This is a genomic window from Agrobacterium sp. rho-8.1, assembly GCF_033957725.1.
Classification (GTDB): Bacteria; Pseudomonadota; Alphaproteobacteria; order Rhizobiales; family Rhizobiaceae; genus Agrobacterium.
This window is the reverse complement of the sequence record NZ_CP192789.1, coordinates 442,875-464,878: the sequence shown is the minus strand read 5'-3', so window position 1 is coordinate 464,878 and position 22,004 is coordinate 442,875. Positions and strand designations below refer to the sequence as shown.

The following is a 22,004-nucleotide window of genomic DNA, read 5'->3' as shown; positions in this document are numbered from 1 at the left end:
AGATAAAATGACGATCGAAGGAAAAACGACCGATAAGGCCAATGCGCGCATTCGCCTCGGCATGGTGGGCGGCGGCTCCGGCGCGTTCATCGGCGGCGTGCACCGCATGGCGGCGCGGCTGGACAACCGGTTCGAGCTGGTGGCAGGAGCGCTGTCGTCCACACCCGAAAAATCCAAGGCTTCCGGTCTGGAACTGGGTCTCGATGAGGACCGTTGCTACGGCTCTTTCGAGGAGATGGCGGAAAAGGAAGCGGCACGTCCTGATGGTATTCAGGCCGTTTCCATCGTCACGCCCAACCATGTCCATTATCCCGCTGCAAAAGCATTTCTGGAGCGCGGCATCCACGTCATCTGCGACAAGCCGCTGACCTCCAATCTGGACGATGCCAAGAAGCTGAAGGACGTTGCCGACAAGGCCGACGCGCTGTTCGTGCTGACCCACAACTACACCGGCTACCCGATGGTGCGGCATGCACGTGAACTGGTGGAAAGCGGCGAACTGGGTGACATCAGACTGGTGCAGATGGAATATCCGCAGGACTGGCTGGCGGAACCCGTGGAGCAAACGGGTGCCAAGCAGGCCGTTTGGCGCACCGATCCGGCGCAATCCGGTGCAGGCGGATCGACTGGCGATATCGGCACACACGCTTACAATCTCGGCTGTTTCATTTCCGGGCTTGAGGTCGAAGAACTGGCAGCCGATGTCCATACCTTTGTGGACGGTCGTCGTCTGGATGACAATGCCCACGTGATGCTGCGCTTCAAGGCAAATGGCGGTAAGATGCCTGCCAAGGGCCTTCTATGGTGCAGCCAGGTGGCGGTCGGTCATGAGAACGGCCTGAAGGTGCGCGTTTATGGCACAAAGGCAGGCATTGAATGGACGCAGGCCGATCCGAATTATCTGTGGTTCACCAAGCTTGGCGAGCCGAAGCAACTGATCACCCGTGGTGGAGCCGGAGCCGGTGCCGCCGCCGGCCGTGTCAGCCGCATCCCGTCCGGCCACCCCGAGGGCTACCTTGAAGCCTTCGCAACGATCTACACCGAGGCGGCGAATGCCATCGAAGCACGCAGCAAAGGCACGACGCTCGATAGCGCCGTGGTGTACCCGACCATCGATGATGGCGTGAAGGGTGTTGCCTTTGTGGCGGCGTGTATCGCGTCTTCGAAGCAGAATGGTGGATGGGTGAAGGTGTGATATGAGCAACGGTTGAGGTCGGAGAGTGGGTAGACCACACCCTGCGACCTCAATGAAGCGCTCTAAATCACCGGATAGAGCGACCAGAAGAACAACTCGTGTTCCTGATCGCGGTCGTGCTGCTCGGAATCGTCCTTGACCTTCGGCTCCGGTGTGGCGCCACTGTCGCGTCTCAGTTTGTCTTCCTGCGCCTTGCGACCGAGACCGAACAGGTCGAAGGAGAGCATATTGAAGCCAGCTACCATTTTGTCCCTCATTGTCACAATATTTAACGAGGTGTAAATATTCGCGCGTTGCCACGTTTTCGTCAAGATTGCCGAGGGAATTAGTCTTTTAAGCGCAGCTGTCTGTTTGGAAGATTCGTTTCTGCAAAGGTCGCATATGCGCGGCTTTATTCCTCGCCGATAAAATGCCGAGTTCAGCGGCGGTAAATATCGGTTGCGGCCTTCAATGCGTTATCGAGATCATTGACATGTCCGTGGGCCTCCAGCGCCTGTGAAAACGCCGTGAGATTTGCCAGAATCGCCTCTTCGGTGGCGCGCCGTCCGGTGTGATTGAGGCGCACGAGGCGCTCCGCGCCGGGACCGACGCCAGCGGTCATATCCGCACCGGCTATGTTGCGGCGCGAAATGAAGGCATCGCGGGCCACATCAGGGGGAAGCAGAACGGTGGTGACAAGCGCCGATGCGGATTGCTGCTGCACCCAAAGTTTCGCGCCAAGCACCCGAAGTCCGGCCCGAGTGGCATCTCTGGCCCGTTCGTGACGCCGCCGCAACGGCTCCATGCCCTCGGCTTCTACCCGGTCGAGGGCTGCTTGCAAGGCGAAGAACTCAAGCGCTACAGGTGTTCCGGGCAAGACGTGACGTCCGGTGTCTATCCACTGTTCTTTCTGGTCGAGCAATGACAGCATGGACAGGCGTGGGGCCTCGGCATGACAAAAATGATCCCAGGCACCTTGGCTGACAGAAATAGCCGACAGGCCCGCTGTTCCCGCCAAGGCCTTTTGTGGACCGATGACGGTGATATCAATGCCGAGACTGTCCACATCCAATGCGTGGCCACCAATGGATGCAACGGCATCGACGATGGTGAGGATGCCGCGCTCTCGGGCATAGGCGATGATCTCTTCCAGCGGGTTGAGAATACCGCTGGCCGATTCCGCGTGGACGAGCGAGAGCATCGCAATATCGGGATTGTCATCGATGGCGCGAGTGACCGCGGTGAGCGTGATGGGCAGCGCCGGTTCCGCGATGAGGTTGACGACATCGGCGCCGCCGCGTTCAAGCCACGTCCCAAACCATGTTCCGTAAGGGCTGGTCACAAGATTGAGGGCTCTGAGGCCGGAGCGCGCGAGGCTGGCAGCGACCGCTTCCAGAGCCAGAACGGCTTCCGCCTGGATCAGCAGCACATCGTTTTTCGTGCCCATGAGCGCGCCCAGTCTGTCCGCCAGCTGCGCGTAACGGTCCGGCGGAAAGGAGGGGATATCGAGAAGGTGGCTCCAGTCACGATGGGGCATGGTCGAGTTCTCTGTCAATGCATAGGTGTAGCGTTGCGAAGATCGTGCCGATCAGTCCCTGTTGCTTTTGCGACCAATCGACATGATGCGTTCGCGTAGAACTTTGGCGAGATTTCGGGTGTTGCGATACATATGCACCTGCGCTGCCACCTGCCGCACGTCGCGGTCGCTGTTTTGCGCCAGACCGATGACGAGGGTGCCCATGTCAGCGGATTCGCCCCAGAAACCTTTGAACGTACTTCCTTCGTCAGCTCCGCAGATGTCGGTGCGCAAGATGTTGGCGTCGTCCAGATGCCATTCCGTCAGCTTCTGCATGAGCAGCCGCTCGATGGACTGGCGCGAGTAGCTTTCATCGACGGCCAGCTTCCAGACATAGGCTTCGCCCATGGTCATGAAGACGACAGCGGAAGCGATGGCCTGGCCATTGAGGTTGACGGTATGGATACGCACCGAATCGACTTCTGCCAGATTGGTGATGGCCTCACGCGCAAAGGCTGCGCGGTATCGATCACTGACAAGGGCCGAGCGTTTGCGGCCTTTGGAGCCGCTCGCCTCCAGAGCGAGAAACTCTTCCGTGCGTAGTCTGATATCCTGAGGCTGTCTGGCGATGTCGTGGGTCAGGGTGCCCATGCTTTCAAGATGCTGCCAATGGCTTTGGAGCTCTTGCAACTGTCCGGCCGACAGAACATTTTGCAGGTACAGACTGGCGTCAGTCTGGCTTTCCAGCATCATGCGCCGGTGAGGCTCGGCGGTTGCCAGGGGCAGATTTCGGCTGAGCGCGATGGCCTTGATCATCCGCGTAAACGCGCCATCCAGCCGCAAGGTTGGAAGCACCAGGACATCCGGCAGGCGCAATTCCGGCTGCGACAGCGCATCCAGCAGATTATCGATGGTTTCTGCGGCTCCCTCAGAATCAACCAGAGGCGTGCCAAGCGGTCCAAATGGATTTGACCATGCGCGCAAAATAGACGGCCCGACCGAAAAGCCCGGCTTTTCGACCGTGAATGGCATGAGAAAACGCATGCGTGAGCGAATACCGTTTTCATCGCGCATCAGCGCAAACCGCACGGCGCGGTTATCGACACGGGGCATGGCCGGTGCGAGCAGCTTTCCGGTGAAGAAAATATTGGGCTCGACGACCCGGTTCGACAGAAAGTCCAATTCCTCTTGGAGATCATATCCAAGCTGGGCTGGGTATATACAGAATTCGCGCCCGGAACGGCCCACGCGAACACTGCTATCGGCGGCGGGACGGTCAGGCATTGTTTTTGCTATCAATCTTGCGAAACGGTCATCTCGCATATCTGGATCGTTCGGATCGCTTGCCATTCTCGTCTTGAACCGTCTTTCCTACGCCTGTTCGTGACACGTCTCTGCCTCACATGACCCATCCGTCAGGATGGACTTTTTTGGCGAGAGCCCGATCGTATCATATCTATCAGCTTTTGCTCATAGGATTTCAATCATACATCGAAACGTGAACAGATTTAACCAAATACGATGCGAACCTATTTCAAAACACACAACCGCGCCATGTCTATGGAAGAACAGGGGTTATTCTGCGCTTCGGGTAAAGACCCAGAACGAGGGCGCAACCCAGAATAATGATTGCAGCGCCGATGAACTGAAGCTGCGACAGTGGCTCGTCAAGTACCACAGCACCCACAATCACGGCGATTACGGTTACCACAAACTCCACGCTGATGGTTTTGGTTGCGCCGATGAGCGAGACAAGCCTGAAATACGTGACGTATGTCAGCGCGCTCATGATGATGGCGAGCCCGAACAGGGAGACGAAATCAATCAGCCGGGGTGTCGAAGGGACGGGGACGACGAACAGCAAAGGCAGCGTCATGATGCCACCGGCCAGAAACGCGCCGATCGTGATTTCCCAGGCCCCAGACCCTCTCAGGTGGCGGCTTGCATAATTGCTGCCGAAGGCCGCGCAGATGCAGCCGATCAGGCAGATGGCGCATCCGATGATGAAGGCCGGGGTAGCCGGAACGGCCGGGAAGCCCACGAGAATGACAATGCCGCCAAAGCCCAGCACCATACCGACGAGGCTCTGCAAGGAGATTTTCTCCAATCCCCAGAGTTGGCCGATCAGCATCGAAAACAGGGGAATGCTCGCCACCAGAATGGCGGCCATGGCGGTGCCGATGATCGGCGTGGCGTAGGAGAGGCCAATGAGCTGGCCTGCAACCGTCGTTGCACCCACAACGGCAAATGCACCCCATCCGGCGCTGAAATTCAGCTTTCGCTTGGTCGCACGCGCGATGATGAGCAGGGTGAAGCTGGCAATGAAACACCGCAACGTCACAGCGCCGATCCACCCGAAAGCGGCCACGACATGCAACACCAGCATGAACGACAATCCCCATGCGACGGCAAGAAACGTATAGGCGGCGAGTTCTGCGGGTTTCATGGGGTCGATCCAGAATGGAAACTTTGCCGAGCGTTACGAAAGCGCCGACGACGCGTCAATGGATTTCATGGTGGTGTGTTCGCCCAGGCGACCGGCTGCGAGCAGGTCGCGCTTCTTTAGACGCAAAACCGCGTCTTGGTAAGAGACTGGATCGACCGATGAGGCGACCATTTTTGGGCAAGCGCAGCGATCAACGATCGGCCCAAAGAAAAGACCCGCAAACACTGTTTGCGGGTCCCATTGCTTCACGGCGCGAGGTTCAATCAAGCTTGATCGAAAACGCCGTGGCAGTGCTTGTATTTTTTGCCGGAACCGCAAGGGCAGGCTTCATTGCGGCCAATCTTGCCCCATGTGGCGGGATTGTTAGGGTCGCGTTGCTCTGGCGGAACGAAGGCTGCGGATGAGGCCGCGTCCTGCATGGCAAACTCGTCTTCACCGGTCACCGGATCGAGATGATGGGCTGTCATCTCGGGCAATTCAGGCTGCGGAGGATCGCGCACCAGCTCAACGCGCATCAACTGGGCGGTCACTTCTTCGCGCAGGTTGGACAACAGCGCCTGGAAAAGCTCGAACGCTTCGGCCTTGTATTCCTGCAACGGGTCGCGCTGAGCATAACCGCGGAAACCAACGACGGAGCGCAGGTGATCAAGGTTGACGATGTGTTCGCGCCACAGATGGTCGATGGTCTGAAGGATGACCGAACGCTCGACATAGATCATGACCTCGGGGCCAAAACGCTCGGCCTTGTCCGTCATGGTCTTGTCTGCGGCTTCAGTGATGCGTTGCAGAATATCGTCTTCGGCGATGCCTTCTTCCTTGGCCCACTCGTCGACGGGCAGGTCAAGGTTGAGGAAGCGCTCGAGCCCGGCTTTCAGGCCAGCAATGTCCCACTGCTCCGCATAGGCGTTTTCCGGCACGTGCTTGGTCACGAGCGCTTCGATGACTTCGTTGCGCATATCGGCAGCGGTTTCACCGATATTATCGGCTTCCATCAGCTCCAGACGCTGATCGAAGATGACCTTTCGCTGATCGTTGAGAACGTCGTCGTATTTCAAAAGGTTTTTGCGCGTTTCGAAGTTGCGGGCTTCGACCTTCTTCTGGGCGCGCTCCAGTGCCTTGTTGATCCAGGGATGGACGATGGCCTCGCCATCTTTGAGACCAAGCTTCTGCAACATCGAATCCATACGGTCGGAGCCGAAGATGCGCATCAGGTCGTCCTGAAGCGACAGATAGAATTTCGAGCGACCGGGATCACCCTGACGACCGGAACGGCCACGCAACTGGTTGTCGATACGACGGCTTTCGTGACGTTCGGTGGCGATGACGAAAAGACCGCCGGCGGCCAGCGCCTTGTCTTTGAGGACCTTGATCTCTTCGCGGATCTTTCGTTCCATGGCGTCCCGTTCGTCGCCGGGCTCGACACCTTCAAGCTCGCGCTCGAGGCGCATATCGACGTTGCCGCCGAGCTGAATGTCGGTACCACGACCGGCCATGTTGGTGGCGATGGTGACCGCACCGGGAACACCAGCCTGCGAGACGATATAGGCCTCCTGCTCGTGATAGCGGGCATTCAGAACCTGGAAATTCTCAAACCCGGACTGACGCAGCATGGTGGCCAGAAGTTCGGACTTTTCAATCGACGTCGTACCGACGAGGACAGGCTGGTCGCGCTCATGGGCGACCTTGATCTGTTCGATGATCGCCTTGAACTTCTCTTCGCCGGTCCGGTAGACCTCGTCGTCTTCGTCGATACGCTGGATCGGCAGGTTGGTCGGAACCTCGATCACGTCGAGGGTGTAGATGTTGTTGAATTCTTCCGCTTCCGTCGATGCCGTACCGGTCATGCCGGAGAGCTTCTTGTACATGCGGAAATAATTCTGGAAGGTGACGGACGACAGCGTCTGGTTTTCCGGCTGGATCTGCACCTTTTCCTTGGCTTCGAGCGCCTGGTGCTGACCTTCCGAATAACGACGACCCGGCATCATGCGACCGGTGAACTCATCGATGATGACGATTTCATCGTTGCGAACGATGTAGTCCTTGTCGCGCTGAAACAGCTTGTGGGCCTTTAACGCGTTGTTCACGTGGTGAACGATGGCGACGTTTTCGATGTCGTAGAGTGATTCGCCCTTGAGCAGGCCTGCATCGCGTAACAGGTTTTCGAGCTTTTCGGTGCCGTCTTCCGAGAAATTGGCCGAACGCTGCTTCTCGTCGATCTCGTAATCTTCCGGCGACAGCATCGGAATAAAGGCGTCGATGGTGTTGTAGAGATCGGAGCGGTCGTCCAGCGGGCCAGAGATGATGAGCGGCGTACGCGCTTCATCCACCAGGATCGAATCGACTTCGTCGACGATGGCGTAGTGGTGACCACGCTGCACCATCTGTGACTTTTCGTATTTCATGTTGTCGCGCAGATAATCGAAGCCGAGTTCGTTGTTCGTCGCGTAGGTGATGTCGCAGGCATAGGCTTCGCGGCGCTGGTCGTCATCAAGACCGTGGACGATGACGCCCGTCGTCAGGCCGAGGAAGCTGTAGAGGCGCGCCATGGTGGCGGCGTCGCGCTGTGCCAGATAATCGTTGACGGTCACGACGTGAACGCCCTTGCTCTCAAGCGCGTTGAGGTAGACTGCCAGGGTCGCGACAAGCGTCTTGCCTTCACCTGTCTTCATTTCGGCGATGTCGCCGGAGTGAAGAATCATGCCGCCCGTGAGCTGAACGTCGAAGGGGCGCATGCCGAGAACGCGGCGCGACGCTTCGCGTGCAACGGCAAAGGCCGGGACGAGAATGTCGTCGATCGTCTTGCCATCGGCCAGTTGCTGTCGGAATTCGACGGTCTTTGCCTTCAGCGCCTCGTTGGAGAGCGCCTTCATCTCTTCCTCGAGTGCACCGATTGCCGTGATATTGCTACGATAGGAGCGGACACGGCGCTCATTTGCCGAACCGAACAACTTGCGGGCTATTCCGCCGAGACTGACCATCTTAGTGGCCCTTTCTGAAATTCCGTTTTGCCAAGGCGTTGCGGTCTGGCATCGCATTTACGTACAAATGACAGACTTGACCCTTAAACGTATCTGGACGCGAGGTTGAGCGACAGATAAGAGGGGGGGCAAATGATGTCAACGGTTCTGCCCGTTACAGAATGGCCACATTCCGGTGTTTGGAAGTTTTTTCAGCCGGAAAACCACGTCTGGAGCCGGCATTGTCTCCGAAAGGTTTAATATGTTGCGCTATAATAGAATTGCGGCTGCTGTCATCGTGGCAACGCTTGGTCTTCAATTTCCTGCTTTCGCGCAGGAAGATGCCGTTGTCGCAAAGGTCGGCGATCTCGAAATCCGCCAGTCGGAACTCGATCTTGCCATGAGCAACCTCGATCCGCAGCTTGCCCAGCTTCCTGACGAACAGAAGAAGGTTGCGGCGCTGTCCGGCGCAATCGACGTGAAGCTCCTGGTGAAGGACGCGACGGCGGAAGGTCTCGAAAAGACCGAAGACTTCAAGAAGCGCCTCGCTTTCATCACGGATCGCGAACTCCACAACGCATATTTCCGCAAGCACGTGGTTGATGCCGTGACCAATGAAGAGGTCAAGGCGCGCTACGAGAAGGAAGTCGCTGCGCTGCCGCAGGAAGAAGAAATCAAAGCTGCCCATATTCTGGTCGCGACCGAAGAGGAAGCCAAGGATGTGATCAAGCAGCTGGACGGCGGCAAGGATTTTGCAGCGCTGGCCAAGGAAAAGTCGACCGATTCCAACAAGGATGACGGCGGCGATCTCGGCTGGTTCGGCAAGGGCCGCATGGTTCCGGAGTTCGAAGAGGCAGCCTTCAAGCTTGAAAAGGGCGCTTATACGAAGGTGCCCGTGAAGTCGCAGTTCGGCTTCCACGTGATCAAGCTGGAAGACAAGCGCGTTGCACCGCCTCCAGCCTATGAGCAGGTCGAAGCCCAGGTCCGCCAGCTCGTCATGCGCGACAAATATGTTGCCCTGATCGAAAAGGCGAAGGCCGAACAGAAGATCGACATTCCTGACGAAGCCATGCGCAAGGCTTACGAAGAAGCCAGCAAGCAGCAGGCAGAAGCGCCTGCCGCGGCCCCTGCACAGCCGTAAGTCTCTGTACTGGACAGGGCGGCGATGAGTCGCCCTGTTTCACGTCCTTCTTTTCGAAAAATGCAGGTTCCCCGCCAATGTCCGCTGCCGTTTCTCCACTCGCCCCGAAATCCTACCCCGATATGCCCGCGCTTCGCGGTGTGCGAATGGCAACGGCTGCCGCAGGCATCAAATACAAGAACCGCACCGATGTTTTGCTGATGGTGTTCGACAAGCCTGCCTCTGTCGCAGGTGTTTTCACCAAATCGAAATGCCCATCCGCCCCTGTGGATTTCTGCCGCACCAATCTGCCGGGCGGTATTGCCCGCGCCGTTGTGGTGAATTCAGGCAATGCCAACGCCTTTACCGGCGTCAAAGGCCGGGCTGCGACCGAGTTGACGGGAAAATCTGCCGCAGACGCTGTGGGATGCTCGACCAGCGAAGTGTTTCTCGCCTCCACCGGCGTCATTGGAGAGCCGCTCGACGCAACGAAATTCGCAGGCGTCCTCGGCCAGATGAACACGGATGCGACAGGCGATTTCTGGCAGGAAGCTGCCAAGGCGATCATGACCACCGATACCTATCCGAAGGTATCGACACGCACGGCGCAGATCGACGGTGTGACCGTCACCATCAATGGCATCGCCAAGGGTGCGGGCATGATCGCGCCCGACATGGCGACGATGCTGTCCTTCGTGGTCACGGATGCCGATATTGCGGCACCTGCCTTGCAGGCCCTGCTGGCGGCGGGCGTCGGTCCGACCTTCAATTCCGTCACGGTCGATAGCGATACGTCCACATCCGATACGCTGATGCTGCTTGCCACGGGTGCGGCCCGTGAGGACGGACAGGCGCGCATCGATCATGCCGACGACCCCAAACTCGGCGCCTTTCGTGAGGCGTTGAACGATCTGTTGAAGGATCTGGCGCTGCAGGTTGTTCGCGATGGCGAAGGCGCGCGCAAGATGGTGGAAATCACTGTGACGGGTGCCGAGAGCGATGCTGCGGCCAAGACGATTGCGCTTTCCATCGCCAACTCTCCGTTGGTCAAGACGGCCGTTGCCGGTGAAGATGCCAATTGGGGTCGCGTGGTGATGGCTGTCGGTAAATCCGGCGAACTGGCGGATCGTGATCGGCTCGCCATCTGGTTTGGCGATGTGCGTGTGGCGGTGAACGGCGAACGCGATGCTGACTATTCTGAAGCCGATGCAAGCGCGGTGATGAAACAGCAGGATATTCCGGTCAAGGTCGATATTGGTCTGGGCAGCGGTACCGCCACGGTATGGACCTGCGATCTGACCAAGGAGTATGTCGAAATCAACGGCGACTACCGGAGCTGATGGTGGAGACATCCGATATGCGCAGCGTTCCTGCCAATCTTCCTCTTGTTCGCCGTCTGGAAGCCGTTAGCTTTCGGGCATGGCCTGCATCATCGGTGCTCTATGACGGTAGCTGGCAGATCCGGTTGACGGGATCGCACCCCTCCAAGCGGATCAATTGCGTCGTGCCGCTCGACCCATCAGATTACGGCAATTGCGATCAGCGGCTGGAAAAGGCCCGCAAGCGTTTCGAAGATTTCGGGCGGTCGTTGATCGTGCGGGAAACGACATTGATGCCGCCGCAACTGCGCGCGCATATGTTCGATGATGGCTGGACGGTGTTTGAAGAGGTCGATGTCATGACCTCGGATATCGCATCCGCCGAACTGCCCGAAACGATAGCACATCTGCCCAGCCACGACATCGGCCGCTTCGTCGAGGCGAGCCTGAAGGTGAGCGGCGACGATCCGTCGCTGCGTTCCGCCATCGCCGAGATCGTCAGCTCCATCAAGCCCACCCTTGGTCTGTTCACCAAGGAAGAGGTGGAAGGCGAGCCGCAGGCGACCGTCATCTGCGTTCAGGACAATGACCTGGCCGGTATTCTGGCGCTTGAGGTCGCAGCGTCGATCAGGCGTCAGGGAGTAGCCACGCAGATCCTCACATCGGCCCTCCGCTGGGCGCGCATCTCTGGTGCAAAGACCGCCTGGTTGCAGGTTGTTTCGACCAATGTCGAGGCAATCGCGCTGTACGAGAAATTCGGCTTTTCCACAGCCTACACCTACCGTTACTGGCGCAAGGACGCTGTCTGATGACTGACGCCGGGCGAAATATTCTTCTCGTCGCAGCCTGTGCTCTTGTCGATACGGATGGTCGCATCCTGCTGGCGCAAAGGCCCGAAGGCAAATCGCTGGCCGGTCTGTGGGAGTTTCCCGGCGGCAAGGTAGAAAGCGGGGAAACGCCTGAGGAAACGCTGGTGCGCGAGCTCGAGGAAGAGCTGGGCATCAAGACGAAGGTTGCCTGTCTCGCGCCTCTGACATTCGCCAGCCACAGCTACGAGACGTTTCACCTCCTGATGCCGCTGTATGTCTGTCGTCGCTACGAGGGCATTCCGCGCGGAGCGGAGGGGCAGGCCATCAAGTGGGTCAAGCCGCAGGCATTGCGAGATTATCCCATGCCGCCTGCCGATGAGCCGCTCATCCCGTACCTCCAAGACTTGCTTTGAAAGCTGTTTTTAAAATAATTCGATAAACACGGGATTTCCACAGCTTCGTTTGTCTCGAAATGGGGCGTCATTAACCTTTCGTTCAGTACCCTCTGTCAACGTTACAGGCTGAACAATTGGTAAATGGCGCGTAGCGAGGCCTGACATGAACGAGGATTTCTGGAAAACCGTAGAGGATCGCAAAACCTATTCCGAAAAATCGCGCAGGATCGGCGTTGTGAATGTCGCGCTGCTGTTTGGCATGATCGCGATTGCCCTGTCCTTGATCGTTACCCCCATGCTTGCAGGCAAAATGCCGCCAGCGCGCTTTGCACAGGTGCCTGACAATTTCGATATGCTCAGCACGGGTTCTGTCCAGCGCAACGAGCCGTCCAACAAGACCTACAGCATTCGTCGCAGCGTCACGCAGCCAATGCCCGGCTCCGTCTGCATCGTCGAGGGCTATGCCAACGAGCCGAATTGCTGATTGCGTTTCCTTTAGACCGATACGGCCCTGACGCGCTCTGTTGACTGACGAATAACCTCGGAAATTTGAAGAAGCTGTTTGGCCAGCGGCGTTGCCTTGCGCCAGATCATGCCGATCGAGCGAACCGGTGCGGGTGCCTCGAAGTGCGACACCGATACCTGTGCCGAGCGCGTTTCCATGGGGACCGCCATCTCCGGGATCAACGTGATGCCGATACCGGCGCTGACCATCTGGACCAGTGTCGATAGTGAACTGCCTTCCATCACCTCACGCGGCTGGGCCGAGCCGACCTGGCAAAACGACAGGGCCTGGTCGCGGAAGCAGTGCCCTTCTTCCAGAAGCAAAAGCCGCATTTTTGGCAGCGTCGAGCGCTCCGGTACGGGCCTGCCCTCATCCTCTAGCCGGCGAACCAGCACGAATTTCTCGTCGAACAGTTTCAACTCCGTCAGTGACGGTTCGGAGATCGGCAAGGCGACGATGGCGAGATCGAGAGAACCCTGTTTGAGTTCCTCGATGAGCTTTGCCGTCTGGGTTTCTCGGATCTGGATTTCTATCCCGTCGAAGGCCTTGTTCAGATCGTTGATGATGGTGGGCAACAGATAGGGGGCGACCGTTGGTATGACGCCGATGCGCAGCCGCACCAGAAACGAGTTCTTCGACGTTCGCGCCAATTCACCCAGTTCGTCCATTCCCTGCAATATCTGGCGAACGCGAACGGCAAAGACTTGGCCGAACGCCGTCAGCTTGATTTCGCGCGCGCTGCGTTCAAACAGATCGTTGCCCAGCTCCTGTTCCAGCTCCTTGATCTGCATCGATAGGGCGGGCTGCGAAATGGCGCAGGCATCGGCGGCGATCCTGAAGCGTTTGTGGCGGGCCAGCGCTTCGAAATAACGAAGCTGTTTCAAGGTGATGTTCTTCATAACCACAGCTTATCGTAACGATCAGTAAATCCAACTTAAATTTATGGCAGCTAGTCGCTAAAAGGTCTTGAGGAGAGATTATATCTCGCTGGTCGCGCCCGATTTTATAAGGCTGCGATCGAGGCTGACCAACATGACGCAATTTTTGACCGTACGATCCTCTTTTGAAATCGCCACTGATTAAGTGACATGGAGACTAAAATGGACCAGAAAACCGATAGCGCAGGCCAATGTCCCGTCGCGCACGGCCAGACCCCGAAATCCGTTCGCACGAACCGGGATTGGTGGCCGAACCAGTTGAATATTCAGATCCTTCACCATGGATCGTCGTTGTCCGACCCGCTCGGACCCGATTTTGACTATGCAGAAGCGTTCGAGAAGCTCGATCTGGATGCGTTGAAGGCCGACCTTCACGCTTTGATGACAGATTCTCAGGAGTGGTGGCCAGCTGACTTCGGTCACTATGGCGGTCTTTTCATCCGCATGGCCTGGCACAGTGCCGGTACATATCGCATCACTGATGGCCGTGGCGGCGCCGGCGCCGGTCAGCAGCGTTTCGCACCGCTCAACAGCTGGCCTGATAACGCCAACCTCGACAAGGCCCGTCGTCTTCTGTGGCCGATCAAGCAGAAATACGGCAACAGCATCTCCTGGGCGGATCTGATGATTCTGACCGGTAACGTCGCGCTGGAATCGATGGGTTTCAAGACGTTCGGTTTCGCCGGCGGTCGTGCCGACGTCTGGGAGCCGGAAGAGCTGTTCTGGGGTCCTGAAGGCACGTGGCTGGGCGACGAACGCTACAGCGGCGAACGTGAACTGGCCGAACCGCTGGGTGCCGTTCAGATGGGTCTCATCTACGTCAACCCGGAAGGTCCGAACGGCAACCCCGACCCGCTGGCGTCCGCGCGCGACATCCGCGCGACCTTTGCCCGCATGGCGATGAACGACGAGGAAACCGTCGCTCTGATCGCAGGCGGTCACACCTTCGGCAAGACGCATGGTGCAGGCGACCCGTCATTGATCGGTGCCGAGCCTGAAGGCGGCGAACTTGAAGCGCAGGGTCTTGGCTGGCACAGCAAGTTCGGCACCGGCATCGGCAAGGACACGATTACCGGTGGTCCTGAAGTCACCTGGACGCAGACACCGACACAGTGGAGCAACTTCTTCTTCGAAAACCTCTTTGCTTTCGAATGGGAACTGACGGCTAGCCCGGCCGGTGCCAAGCAATGGGTGGCGAAGAATGCCGACCCATCCATCCCCGATGCCTACGATTCATCCAAGAAGCATCTTCCAACCATGCTGACATCGGATCTGGCGCTGCGTTTCGACCCCGCTTACGAGAAGATTTCTCGCCGCTTCCTGGAAAACCCGGATCAGTTCGCCGATGCGTTTGCGCGCGCATGGTTCAAGCTGACGCACCGCGATATGGGGCCAAAGGTTCGCTACCTTGGACCTGAAGTACCGGCCGAAGACCTGATCTGGCAGGACGTCATTCCACCTGTCGATCATCCGCTCGTTGATGATGCCGATATCGCCAGCTTGAAGGCAAAGGTTCTTGCCACGGGTCTGACGGTGCAGGAACTGGTTTCGACAGCCTGGGCCTCAGCATCCTCGTTCCGTGGCTCCGACAAGCGAGGTGGTGCCAATGGTGGCCGCATTCGCCTGGAGCCACAAAAGAACTGGGAAGCCAACCAGCCAACGCAGCTGGCCAAGGTTCTCGGCGTTCTCGAAGGCGTGCAGGCAGACTTCAACGCTGCCCAGACAGGTGGCAAAAAGATATCTCTGGCCGACCTTATCGTGCTTGCCGGTGCCGCCGGCGTCGAAAAGGCGGCGAAGGCCGCGGGACATGATATCACCGTTCCGTTCACGCCTGGCCGCACCGACGCCTCGCAGGAGCAGACGGATGTGCATTCGTTCGAGGCGCTTGAGCCTCGTGCCGACGGCTTCCGCAACTATGTCAGCAAGACACGCCACCAGTTCATGAAGCCGGAGGAAGCCCTTGTGGACCGCGCCCAGCTTCTGAAGCTGACCGGTCCTGAAATGACGGTTCTGGTCGGTGGCCTTCGTGTGCTGAAGGTTGGCGAGACCGAGCATGGCGTTTTCACCCGTCGTCCTGAAACGCTGACGAACGACTTCTTCGTCAACCTCCTGGACATGGACCTGCAATGGGCGCCTGTTTCCGGCAAGGATGGTACCTATGAGGCACGTGACCGCACCACCAATGAGATCCGGTGGACGGGCACCCGCGTCGATCTGATCTTCGGTTCGCACTCCCAGCTTCGTGCTCTGTCGGAGGTCTACGCATCCTCTGACGCCAAGACGAAGTTCGTCAACGACTTCGTTTCGGCCTGGAACAAAGTCATGAATGCCGACCGTTTCGATCTGGTCTGATACACCCATATGAACCACTGATAGAACCGGGCGTGGCCTCTGCCACGCCCGGTATATGGTCCTTCTAAAATTTGAAACCATTTCTAAATATTTTACCGAATTTGCTAACGATCCTTAAAAACATTGGATAAACCGGTGTTACGCGCCAATCTCTGTAACATTAGGCGCCGCTTTTTATCTCTGGATCCAGCCCCGCCACGCCTCGACTAAAAAAATGCAGCGGGAGTATTGTATCAAGTTCTGATATAAGGTTTTTGAAGAGATCGTGATATCGGCGAGTGGTTGGCCGTCGTCTTTCAAAGGACACCTAAAATGCGTGCTGCGCAATTCGTTCTCAGTGCCTTTTTGTCACTCGCATGGCTTTCAGGCGCCAGCGCGGGTTCGCTGCCTACCCCGTCCGGCAAGACCATCCTGACGATTTCCGGCAACATCACCAATACCAATGTGGACGGTGCCGCAAAATTCGATCGCGCCATGCTTGAGGGATTGGGCATTGTCACAGTAGAGACGAAGTCGCCATGGTATGACGGGGTTACGCGTTTCGACGGGGTTTCACTTAAAAAACTGATGGAATATGTCGGGGCCGGTGGTACTACGGTAACGGCCGTGGCCTTGAACGACTACATGAGCACGCTTCCGCTGGCGGACTTTCAGAAGTTCAATGTCATTCTCGCCATGAAGCGCAACGGGACTTACATGGAGGTTCGTGAAAAAGGGCCGCTGTTCGTGATCTATCCCTATGACAGCACGCCTGAGCTTCAGACCCAGACATATTATGCACGTTCCGCTTGGCAGGTGGCAAAGCTGATCGTCGAGTAAAGGTGCACATTGCGAAAGGTACTGGCGGTCATCATCTGCTGCTTCGTGTTGGCGACGGGCTACATTGCCTATGTTATCACCGAGCGGCAAAACGCTCTTCAAAAATTCTCGCGTTATAATGATTCCTGGGCGGTCAGTCAGACGGTTGCTGAATATCTGCGTCTTCAAAACACGCTCTATGGATTTGTTCTGGACCCCAACAGTGTCAGCCGCGATGACCTGAACCTGCGCCTCGACATCATGCTCGGCAGGGTGGAGCTTTTGCAGCATGGCAAGCTTGGCGAATTCATTGCCGCGCGCCGGGAGTGGCGTGATCTCGTCAAAAAGCTGAGCGACGTGCTGGTCGACCTCGACAAGAACGTCGATCAGATGCAGCCAGACTATGTGCGCGCATTGTTGCCGGTTATGGGCGCGCTTGACGGGCCGTTGACGACGCTTGCATCGTCGTCTCTGGAATTTGACGTGGACCTGATCGATTCTGCCCAGGCCGAAGTGCGCCAACTGCACATGATCTACACCGGCCTCGCAGGAGGCCTCATCATCTGCGGCATCGCCCTCATCCTGCTGCTTAACCGTCACAACAATCTGCTGGACCGGGCGCAAAAAGACATGCGTGGACTCACGGATGAACTTCGTTCGGCTACGCTTGAATTACAGGAAAACAATGTTCGCCTTGCCCATGATGCGTATCACGACGCCCTGACCGAACTTCCCAATCGCGCCTTGTTTCGCCAGGAACTGGATCTGAGACTTTCCGCTTCGAAGTCCAGCGCGGCCACGGTCCTGTTACTCGATCTCGACGGCTTCAAGGACATCAACGACACGCTGGGCCACGATGTCGGAGATGCGCTGCTTCAGGCCATCGGGTCGCGACTTTCCTCGCTGAACAAGGCAGGCGACGTCGTCTGCCGTCTGGGTGGCGATGAGTTTGCGGTCATCTCCAGCGGGATGAGCGAAGATGACTCGATGGCCTTTGCGACAATGCTGATCGATGCCATCAGCGAGCCATATATCCTGGGCGAAATGGAAATCAAGATCGGGACCTGCGTGGGTATTGCGGTCTCCAAAGATGTCACGCATGCCGACGAATTGTTCAAGCGCGCCGATCTGGCACTTTACGAAGCAAAGGCGCAGGGCCCCGGGAGTGCATGCCTGTTTCAGGCGCACATGCAACAGCAGTTGATGGAGCGGCGCTCGTTTGAGGCCGACCTGCAATTGGCCATCCAGAACAACGAGATGGAAGTTTACTACCAGCCACAAATTCTGACGAGGACACGCGAAATCTGCGGCTTCGAAGCTTTGCTGCGCTGGACGCACCCGGTGCGCGGGAAAGTGCCGCCATCCGCCTTCATCCCGGTCGCAGAGCGCACGGGACTGATCCACTCCCTGGGCAAATGGGCGATGGATACCGCATGTCAGCAAGCGATGACCTGGAAGGGCGACATGAAGGTTGCGATCAACCTCTCCCCGGTCCAGTTCCGTAGCACCACCCTTATTCAGAACATTGTCGATGCGCTTGACAAGACCGGTCTTGATCCCGGCAGGCTTGAACTCGAAATTACCGAGTCGGTTCTGCTGAACAAGAGTGACCAGACAATGGAGACGCTGGGGAAATTGAAGGGCGTCGGCATACAGCTTGCCATGGACGATTTTGGAACCGGGTACTCTTCGCTTGGCAACCTCAAGGGCGTCCCTTTCGACAAGATCAAGATCGATCAGTCATTTCTGCGGGACGTCACCACCGATCCGGACGCGCTCGCCATCGTCGAATTCATTGTCGGCATGGCCAAAAGCCTTCGCATGAAGACGATTGCCGAGGGTATCGAGACGCAGGAGCAGTTCGACTGCATGACAAAGCTCGGATGCGACCAGATGCAGGGCTATCTGCTCGGCAGACCTGCTCCAGCTGAGAAACTTGCTCCCTTCAGATAGCTGACGCTAGATGTGAGCTTTCAGAAGGTTGTCCATTCGGAGTGGATTTAGGAGACTGGAGTTACCACAGCTCAGTTTTTCAGGAGCGATCCGAATGGACATTCACAGGAATGTCCGAGTGCCCCCTTGCGTCGGGAGAAAATGGCCGTCGCCGTTCTCGGTGGCGCGCTCACGAGAGCGCAAGCGGCCCGCGTCTATGCCGTTAGTCCAAAGATCATGTCGCGCTGGGTTGAGTGCTTCAAGCAGGGGGGCGTGCTGCGATGGCCGACCGCGTATCACCGGCGACAGGACCGGCCAGAGCGACTCACGTGGCATCGGCTGGGAATACGTGCATGTTTTGCATCGACGACGCCTCTCGCATCGCCCTCACGGCGCTCTAAAATCAAAAACGACAATCAGTCGCCTCGCTCTAAACCGGGACACCGTGTTGAGGATCCACATCTAAGCGGGATGAGGCGCCTGATGTGCAATGAAGACCGAGCTTGCGTCGCTGACGATCTCGACATGGTGATAGGCTGATTGGCCGGCTTTGCCGCTGTCGCCTTCCAGGATCGCAGCGACGATAGTCGCATGTTCCTCATAGGATTTGGCAAGGCGCCCGGGCAGGCGGAATTGGGCACGGCGGAAGGGAGCGAGACGCGCGCGCGTCTGCATGACCATGTCCGCAACATGATCGTTGTGAGCGCCCCGATAGAGACGGTTGTGAAATTCGATGTTGTATGTCGCATAGTCTTCATCCGCTTCGGCAGAAACCATGTGCTTCGACTGGTGATGCTCGGTTTCCAGAATATGCCGTTCTTCGGCTGTCATCCGTTCCGCACACAGCCGAGCGCAGATAGCCTCCAGTTCAGCCATCGCCTCGAACATGGAATGTAGATAGACACCGGTCACATTGGTGACGACCGCGCTCCTGTTCGGTTCGCGTTCGACGAGACCCATCGCGCCCAGCTCTCTCAAAGCCTCGCGTACCGGTGTTCTGGAGACTTCGAAACGGGCGGCCAATGACCCTTCGTCCAATTTCGTTCCGGGCGGTACTTTGCCGGTGACGATCATGTCGGCAATCGAGCGCGTCATCTGCTCGACGGTGGTTCCGGTTCGAATGACCTCTTTGCGTCTGATCTGTTTCACGACATTCGCCTGCCTTCCCTTTGGGCACACACATGAAGCCCGCTACCTGAGATGTCAAATCTGATGGGGGCATCGGCGAGGGTGCACGCAAAAACCAAGCCAGTTCCTTGCGACAGGTGTACGGGTTTTGATTCAAGCTGAACCAGTGAGCCGCCTAATTATTCATCTTTGATCATGATTAATCTGTATGCACTTTTTGTATTCGTCGCAATCTACAGAAATTTATCCATCAATTTCAGCTGTTTGGATTCTGGCACGCACATTGCATGCACTTTTATGCGTGTATAATTCGCCGTAGCCCCAGGGAGCATCTCGATGACCAAATTCCTGCCCATCAATCGCCGCCACTTTCTCCAGACCTCGGTTGCCGGCGCTGTCGCCGGATTGGCACCGGGCTTTCTTGGCACCTCTGCCTTTGCCCAGGCCGCATTGACGGTCGGTTTCATCTATGTCGGTCCGAAGGACGACTATGGTTACAATCAGGCCCATGCCGAAGGCGCTGCGGTCATAAAGGCAATGCCTGGCGTTACGCTGATCGAAGAGGAAAATGTTCCGGAAACCGTCGATGTTCAAAAGACCATGGAGTCGATGATCAATCTCGACGGTGCGACGCTTCTCTTCCCGACATCCTTTGGTTACTTCGACCCGCATATGTTGGCTATGGCTGCAAAATACCCTGATGTTCAGTTTCGCCATTGCGGCGGTTTGTGGCAGGAGGGCAAACATCCAAAAAATACCGGCTCCTTTTTCGGCTATATCAGTCAGGGCCAGTATTTGAACGGCATTGCTGCCGGCCACGCTACCAAGAGCAAGAAGATCGGTTTCGTTGCTGCCAAGCCCATCCCGCAGGTGGTGCAGAATATCAATTCCTTCCTTCTGGGAGCACGTTCCGTCGATCCGGCCATCACCTGCCAGGTCATTTTCACGGGCGAATGGTCGCTTGCCATTAAAGAAGCGGAAGCAACCAATGCTCTGATCGATCAAGGCGCCGATGTTGTGACCTGCCATGTCGACAGTCCCAAGGTCGTCGTAGAGACGGCGGCAGGACGTGGCGCCTTCGTCTGCGGCTACCATGCCAACCAAAGCCCGTTGGCCCCGGAAAAATACTTGACCGGTGCCGAATGGGCCTGGGGCAACGTCTACAGCAAGTTCATTCAGCAGGCGCAGGCCGGTCAACCGCTCGGGAACTTCGTTCGCGGGGGCATCAAGGACGGTTTCGTCAAGATGAGCCCGCTGGGGCCCGGCGTCTCGGAAAAAGCGAGGACTCAATTCGAAGCGACACTCGCTGAGATCAAAACCGGCAAGTTTTCCGTCTTTAAAGGCCCATTGAAGGACAACAAGGGCAACGAGGTCGTGGGTGCTGGAAAGGCCTTTGCCGAGGACGCGATTGAACTGGAAAGCATGGCCTATCTGGTGGAAGGCGTTATCGGCTCCACCTCCTGATTGGCAAGCGGGGAAAGCACTATGACCTTAGAGGCGAACCATCGGGCTGTGTCCACAACGCCCGAACATCCCTCCGCGCTGCGGCCGCTTCTCGCCTGGTTGGCGCGGAGTGCCGAGCCCGTGGCGATTACCGTCTGTGCGGTCGTTGCCGGGCTGGCGCTTTTCTCGCTTTTCATTCTCGCGATCGGCAAATCGCCGCTCGTGCTCTTTCAACTGATGTATACCGGCGGTTTTGGCAGCTGGTTTTCGGTTCAAAACAGCCTCAGTCGCGCAGCACCGCTGCTTTTGACGGCGCTCTGTGTGGCGCTGCCCGCCCGGTTGGGCCTGACCATCATCGGGGGTGAGGGGGCGGTCGTTCTGGGTGGCGTGGCAGCAGCCGCTGCGGCCTTGCCACTCATAGGGGTCGCACCACCTGCCGTCGCGCTCGCGGCAATGGCAATCGCTGCCATGGCCATGGGCGGCTTGTGGATCGGTTTTGTAGGCTTCCTGCGCCACTATCGCGGTGTCAACGAGACGATCTCCTCGCTGCTTCTCGCCTATATCGCGATTGCGCTGATGAACCAGTTCGTCGAGGGGCCGTTGCGCGATCCGGCAAGCCTCAACAAACCTTCGACAGCGCCCCTGCCAGCCGATTACATGATGGGACATATTCCGGGCATGGATGTTCACTGGGGGCTCGTCATTGGCGTCGTCGCCTGTATCGTTTCCTGGGTTCTCATTGAAATCACAAGCGTCGGTTTCGCAGCCCGCATTGCCGGGGGAAATGTGCGGGCCGCGCAAATCCAAGGCCTGCCGGTCGGCAAACTCATCGTTGGCTTCACCGCTATTGCCGGTTCCTTTGCGGGTCTTGCCGGGATGATCGAGGTTGCAGCGGTTCAAGGCAGCGCCAATGCCACGATTGCTGCCGGCTATGGCTATACTGGCATTCTCGTTGCCTTCCTCGCCCGCCACAACCCGCTGGCAATCATACCGGTCGCAATTTTGCTGGGTGGCATCGATGCGTCAGGCGGCTTGATCCAGCGGCGCATGGGGCTGCCCGATGCGACGGTTCTCGTTTTGCAGGGGACACTCTTCGTCGTCATCCTGTTGTGCGAAATGTTTTACGGCCGGTTCAAAGTCTTCAATCCCGACCTCTGGAAAAGGAGCTGATG

The 22,004-nt window shown here is 57.5% G+C and carries 18 protein-coding genes and 1 pseudogene; 12 read left to right on the top strand and 7 right to left on the bottom strand.

Annotated elements, in window-relative coordinates; translation table 11 throughout:
• Positions 1-7 precede the first annotated feature (7 nt).
• A complete protein-coding gene (locus RMR21_RS17005; protein WP_498670645.1) occupies positions 8-1,195 on the top strand; it encodes a Gfo/Idh/MocA family protein in 1,188 nt (395 codons plus the stop codon).
• A 62-nt stretch (positions 1,196-1,257) separates the two neighbouring features.
• Here the strand turns inward: RMR21_RS17005 and RMR21_RS17000 are convergent, their stop codons facing one another.
• The 5 genes from RMR21_RS17000 to secA all read right to left on the bottom strand — a co-directional run bounded on the left by RMR21_RS17000 (position 1,258) and on the right by secA (position 8,114).
• On the bottom strand, positions 1,258-1,440 hold the full coding sequence (locus RMR21_RS17000) for a hypothetical protein (RefSeq protein ID WP_498670644.1): 183 nt from the start codon (positions 1,438-1,440) through the stop codon (positions 1,258-1,260).
• A gap of 173 nt (positions 1,441-1,613) precedes the next feature.
• Positions 1,614-2,711 (bottom strand): pyridoxal-phosphate-dependent aminotransferase family protein, encoded by a 1,098-nt coding sequence (locus tag RMR21_RS16995; protein ID WP_498670643.1) that lies wholly within the window; start codon positions 2,709-2,711, stop codon positions 1,614-1,616.
• Positions 2,712-2,762: 51 nt separating this feature from the next.
• The gene (locus tag RMR21_RS16990; RefSeq protein ID WP_498670642.1) at positions 2,763-4,040 is read right to left on the bottom strand and encodes a GNAT family N-acetyltransferase; all 1,278 of its coding nucleotides are present in this window, start codon (positions 4,038-4,040) and stop codon (positions 2,763-2,765) included.
• Positions 4,041-4,248: 208 nt separating this feature from the next.
• A complete protein-coding gene (locus tag RMR21_RS16985; RefSeq protein ID WP_498670641.1) occupies positions 4,249-5,136 on the bottom strand; it encodes a DMT family transporter in 888 nt (295 codons plus the stop codon).
• A 263-nt stretch (positions 5,137-5,399) separates the two neighbouring features.
• Positions 5,400-8,114, bottom strand: a complete 2,715-nt coding sequence (gene secA, locus RMR21_RS16980; protein WP_498670640.1) for a preprotein translocase subunit SecA — start codon at positions 8,112-8,114, stop codon at positions 5,400-5,402.
• Between the two features lie 241 nt (positions 8,115-8,355).
• Here secA and RMR21_RS16975 point away from each other — a divergent pair, with 241 nt between their 5' ends.
• The 5 genes from RMR21_RS16975 to RMR21_RS16955 all read left to right on the top strand — a co-directional run bounded on the left by RMR21_RS16975 (position 8,356) and on the right by RMR21_RS16955 (position 12,220).
• On the top strand, positions 8,356-9,234 hold the full coding sequence (locus tag RMR21_RS16975; RefSeq protein ID WP_498670639.1) for a peptidylprolyl isomerase: 879 nt from the start codon (positions 8,356-8,358) through the stop codon (positions 9,232-9,234).
• Between the two features lie 77 nt (positions 9,235-9,311).
• Positions 9,312-10,553, top strand: coding sequence for a bifunctional glutamate N-acetyltransferase/amino-acid acetyltransferase ArgJ (gene argJ / locus RMR21_RS16970; RefSeq protein ID WP_498670638.1), 1,242 nt, complete (start codon positions 9,312-9,314; stop codon positions 10,551-10,553).
• 17 nt (positions 10,554-10,570) lie between these two features.
• Entirely contained in the window at positions 10,571-11,341 is a 771-nt protein-coding gene (locus RMR21_RS16965; protein ID WP_498670637.1) for a GNAT family N-acetyltransferase, read from the top strand.
• Entirely contained in the window at positions 11,341-11,754 is a 414-nt protein-coding gene (gene mutT, locus RMR21_RS16960) for an 8-oxo-dGTP diphosphatase MutT (protein ID WP_183894683.1), read from the top strand. Before RMR21_RS16965 ends, mutT begins: the two co-directional genes overlap by 1 nt.
• A 145-nt stretch (positions 11,755-11,899) precedes the next feature.
• Positions 11,900-12,220 carry a hypothetical protein gene (locus RMR21_RS16955; protein WP_498670636.1) on the top strand — a complete coding sequence of 107 codons (321 nt, stop codon included), beginning with the start codon at positions 11,900-11,902 and terminating at the stop codon, positions 12,218-12,220.
• 11 nt (positions 12,221-12,231) lie between these two features.
• On the opposite strand, the gene RMR21_RS16950 is transcribed toward RMR21_RS16955, so the two are convergent.
• Entirely contained in the window at positions 12,232-13,140 is a 909-nt protein-coding gene (locus tag RMR21_RS16950; protein WP_498670635.1) for a hydrogen peroxide-inducible genes activator, read from the bottom strand.
• Positions 13,141-13,341: 201 nt separating this feature from the next.
• On the opposite strand from RMR21_RS16950, the gene katG reads away from it, so the two are divergent.
• The 4 genes and pseudogenes from katG to RMR21_RS16930 all read left to right on the top strand — a co-directional run.
• Positions 13,342-15,531: a catalase/peroxidase HPI gene (gene katG / locus RMR21_RS16945; RefSeq protein ID WP_498670634.1), complete on the top strand. Its 2,190-nt coding sequence runs from the start codon at positions 13,342-13,344 to the stop codon at positions 15,529-15,531.
• A gap of 312 nt (positions 15,532-15,843) precedes the next feature.
• Positions 15,844-16,350: a putative pterin-binding protein gene (locus RMR21_RS16940; protein ID WP_498670633.1), complete on the top strand. Its 507-nt coding sequence runs from the start codon at positions 15,844-15,846 to the stop codon at positions 16,348-16,350.
• Positions 16,351-16,359: 9 nt separating this feature from the next.
• On the top strand, positions 16,360-18,282 hold the full coding sequence (locus tag RMR21_RS16935; protein WP_498670632.1) for a putative bifunctional diguanylate cyclase/phosphodiesterase: 1,923 nt from the start codon (positions 16,360-16,362) through the stop codon (positions 18,280-18,282).
• 94 nt (positions 18,283-18,376) lie between these two features.
• Positions 18,377-18,659: pseudogene (locus tag RMR21_RS16930) on the top strand (hypothetical protein); the annotation flags it as partial.
• Between the two features lie 64 nt (positions 18,660-18,723).
• Here the strand turns inward: RMR21_RS16930 and RMR21_RS16925 are convergent.
• Positions 18,724-19,410: a GntR family transcriptional regulator gene (locus tag RMR21_RS16925; RefSeq protein ID WP_498670631.1), complete on the bottom strand. Its 687-nt coding sequence runs from the start codon at positions 19,408-19,410 to the stop codon at positions 18,724-18,726.
• Between the two features lie 315 nt (positions 19,411-19,725).
• Between RMR21_RS16925 and RMR21_RS16920 the strand changes: the two genes are divergently transcribed.
• On the top strand, positions 19,726-20,853 hold the full coding sequence (locus tag RMR21_RS16920; RefSeq protein ID WP_498670630.1) for a BMP family ABC transporter substrate-binding protein: 1,128 nt from the start codon (positions 19,726-19,728) through the stop codon (positions 20,851-20,853).
• A 21-nt stretch (positions 20,854-20,874) separates the two neighbouring features.
• Positions 20,875-22,002: an ABC transporter permease gene (locus RMR21_RS16915; RefSeq protein ID WP_498670629.1), complete on the top strand. Its 1,128-nt coding sequence runs from the start codon at positions 20,875-20,877 to the stop codon at positions 22,000-22,002.
• The last annotated feature ends 2 nt before the right edge of the window (positions 22,003-22,004 follow it).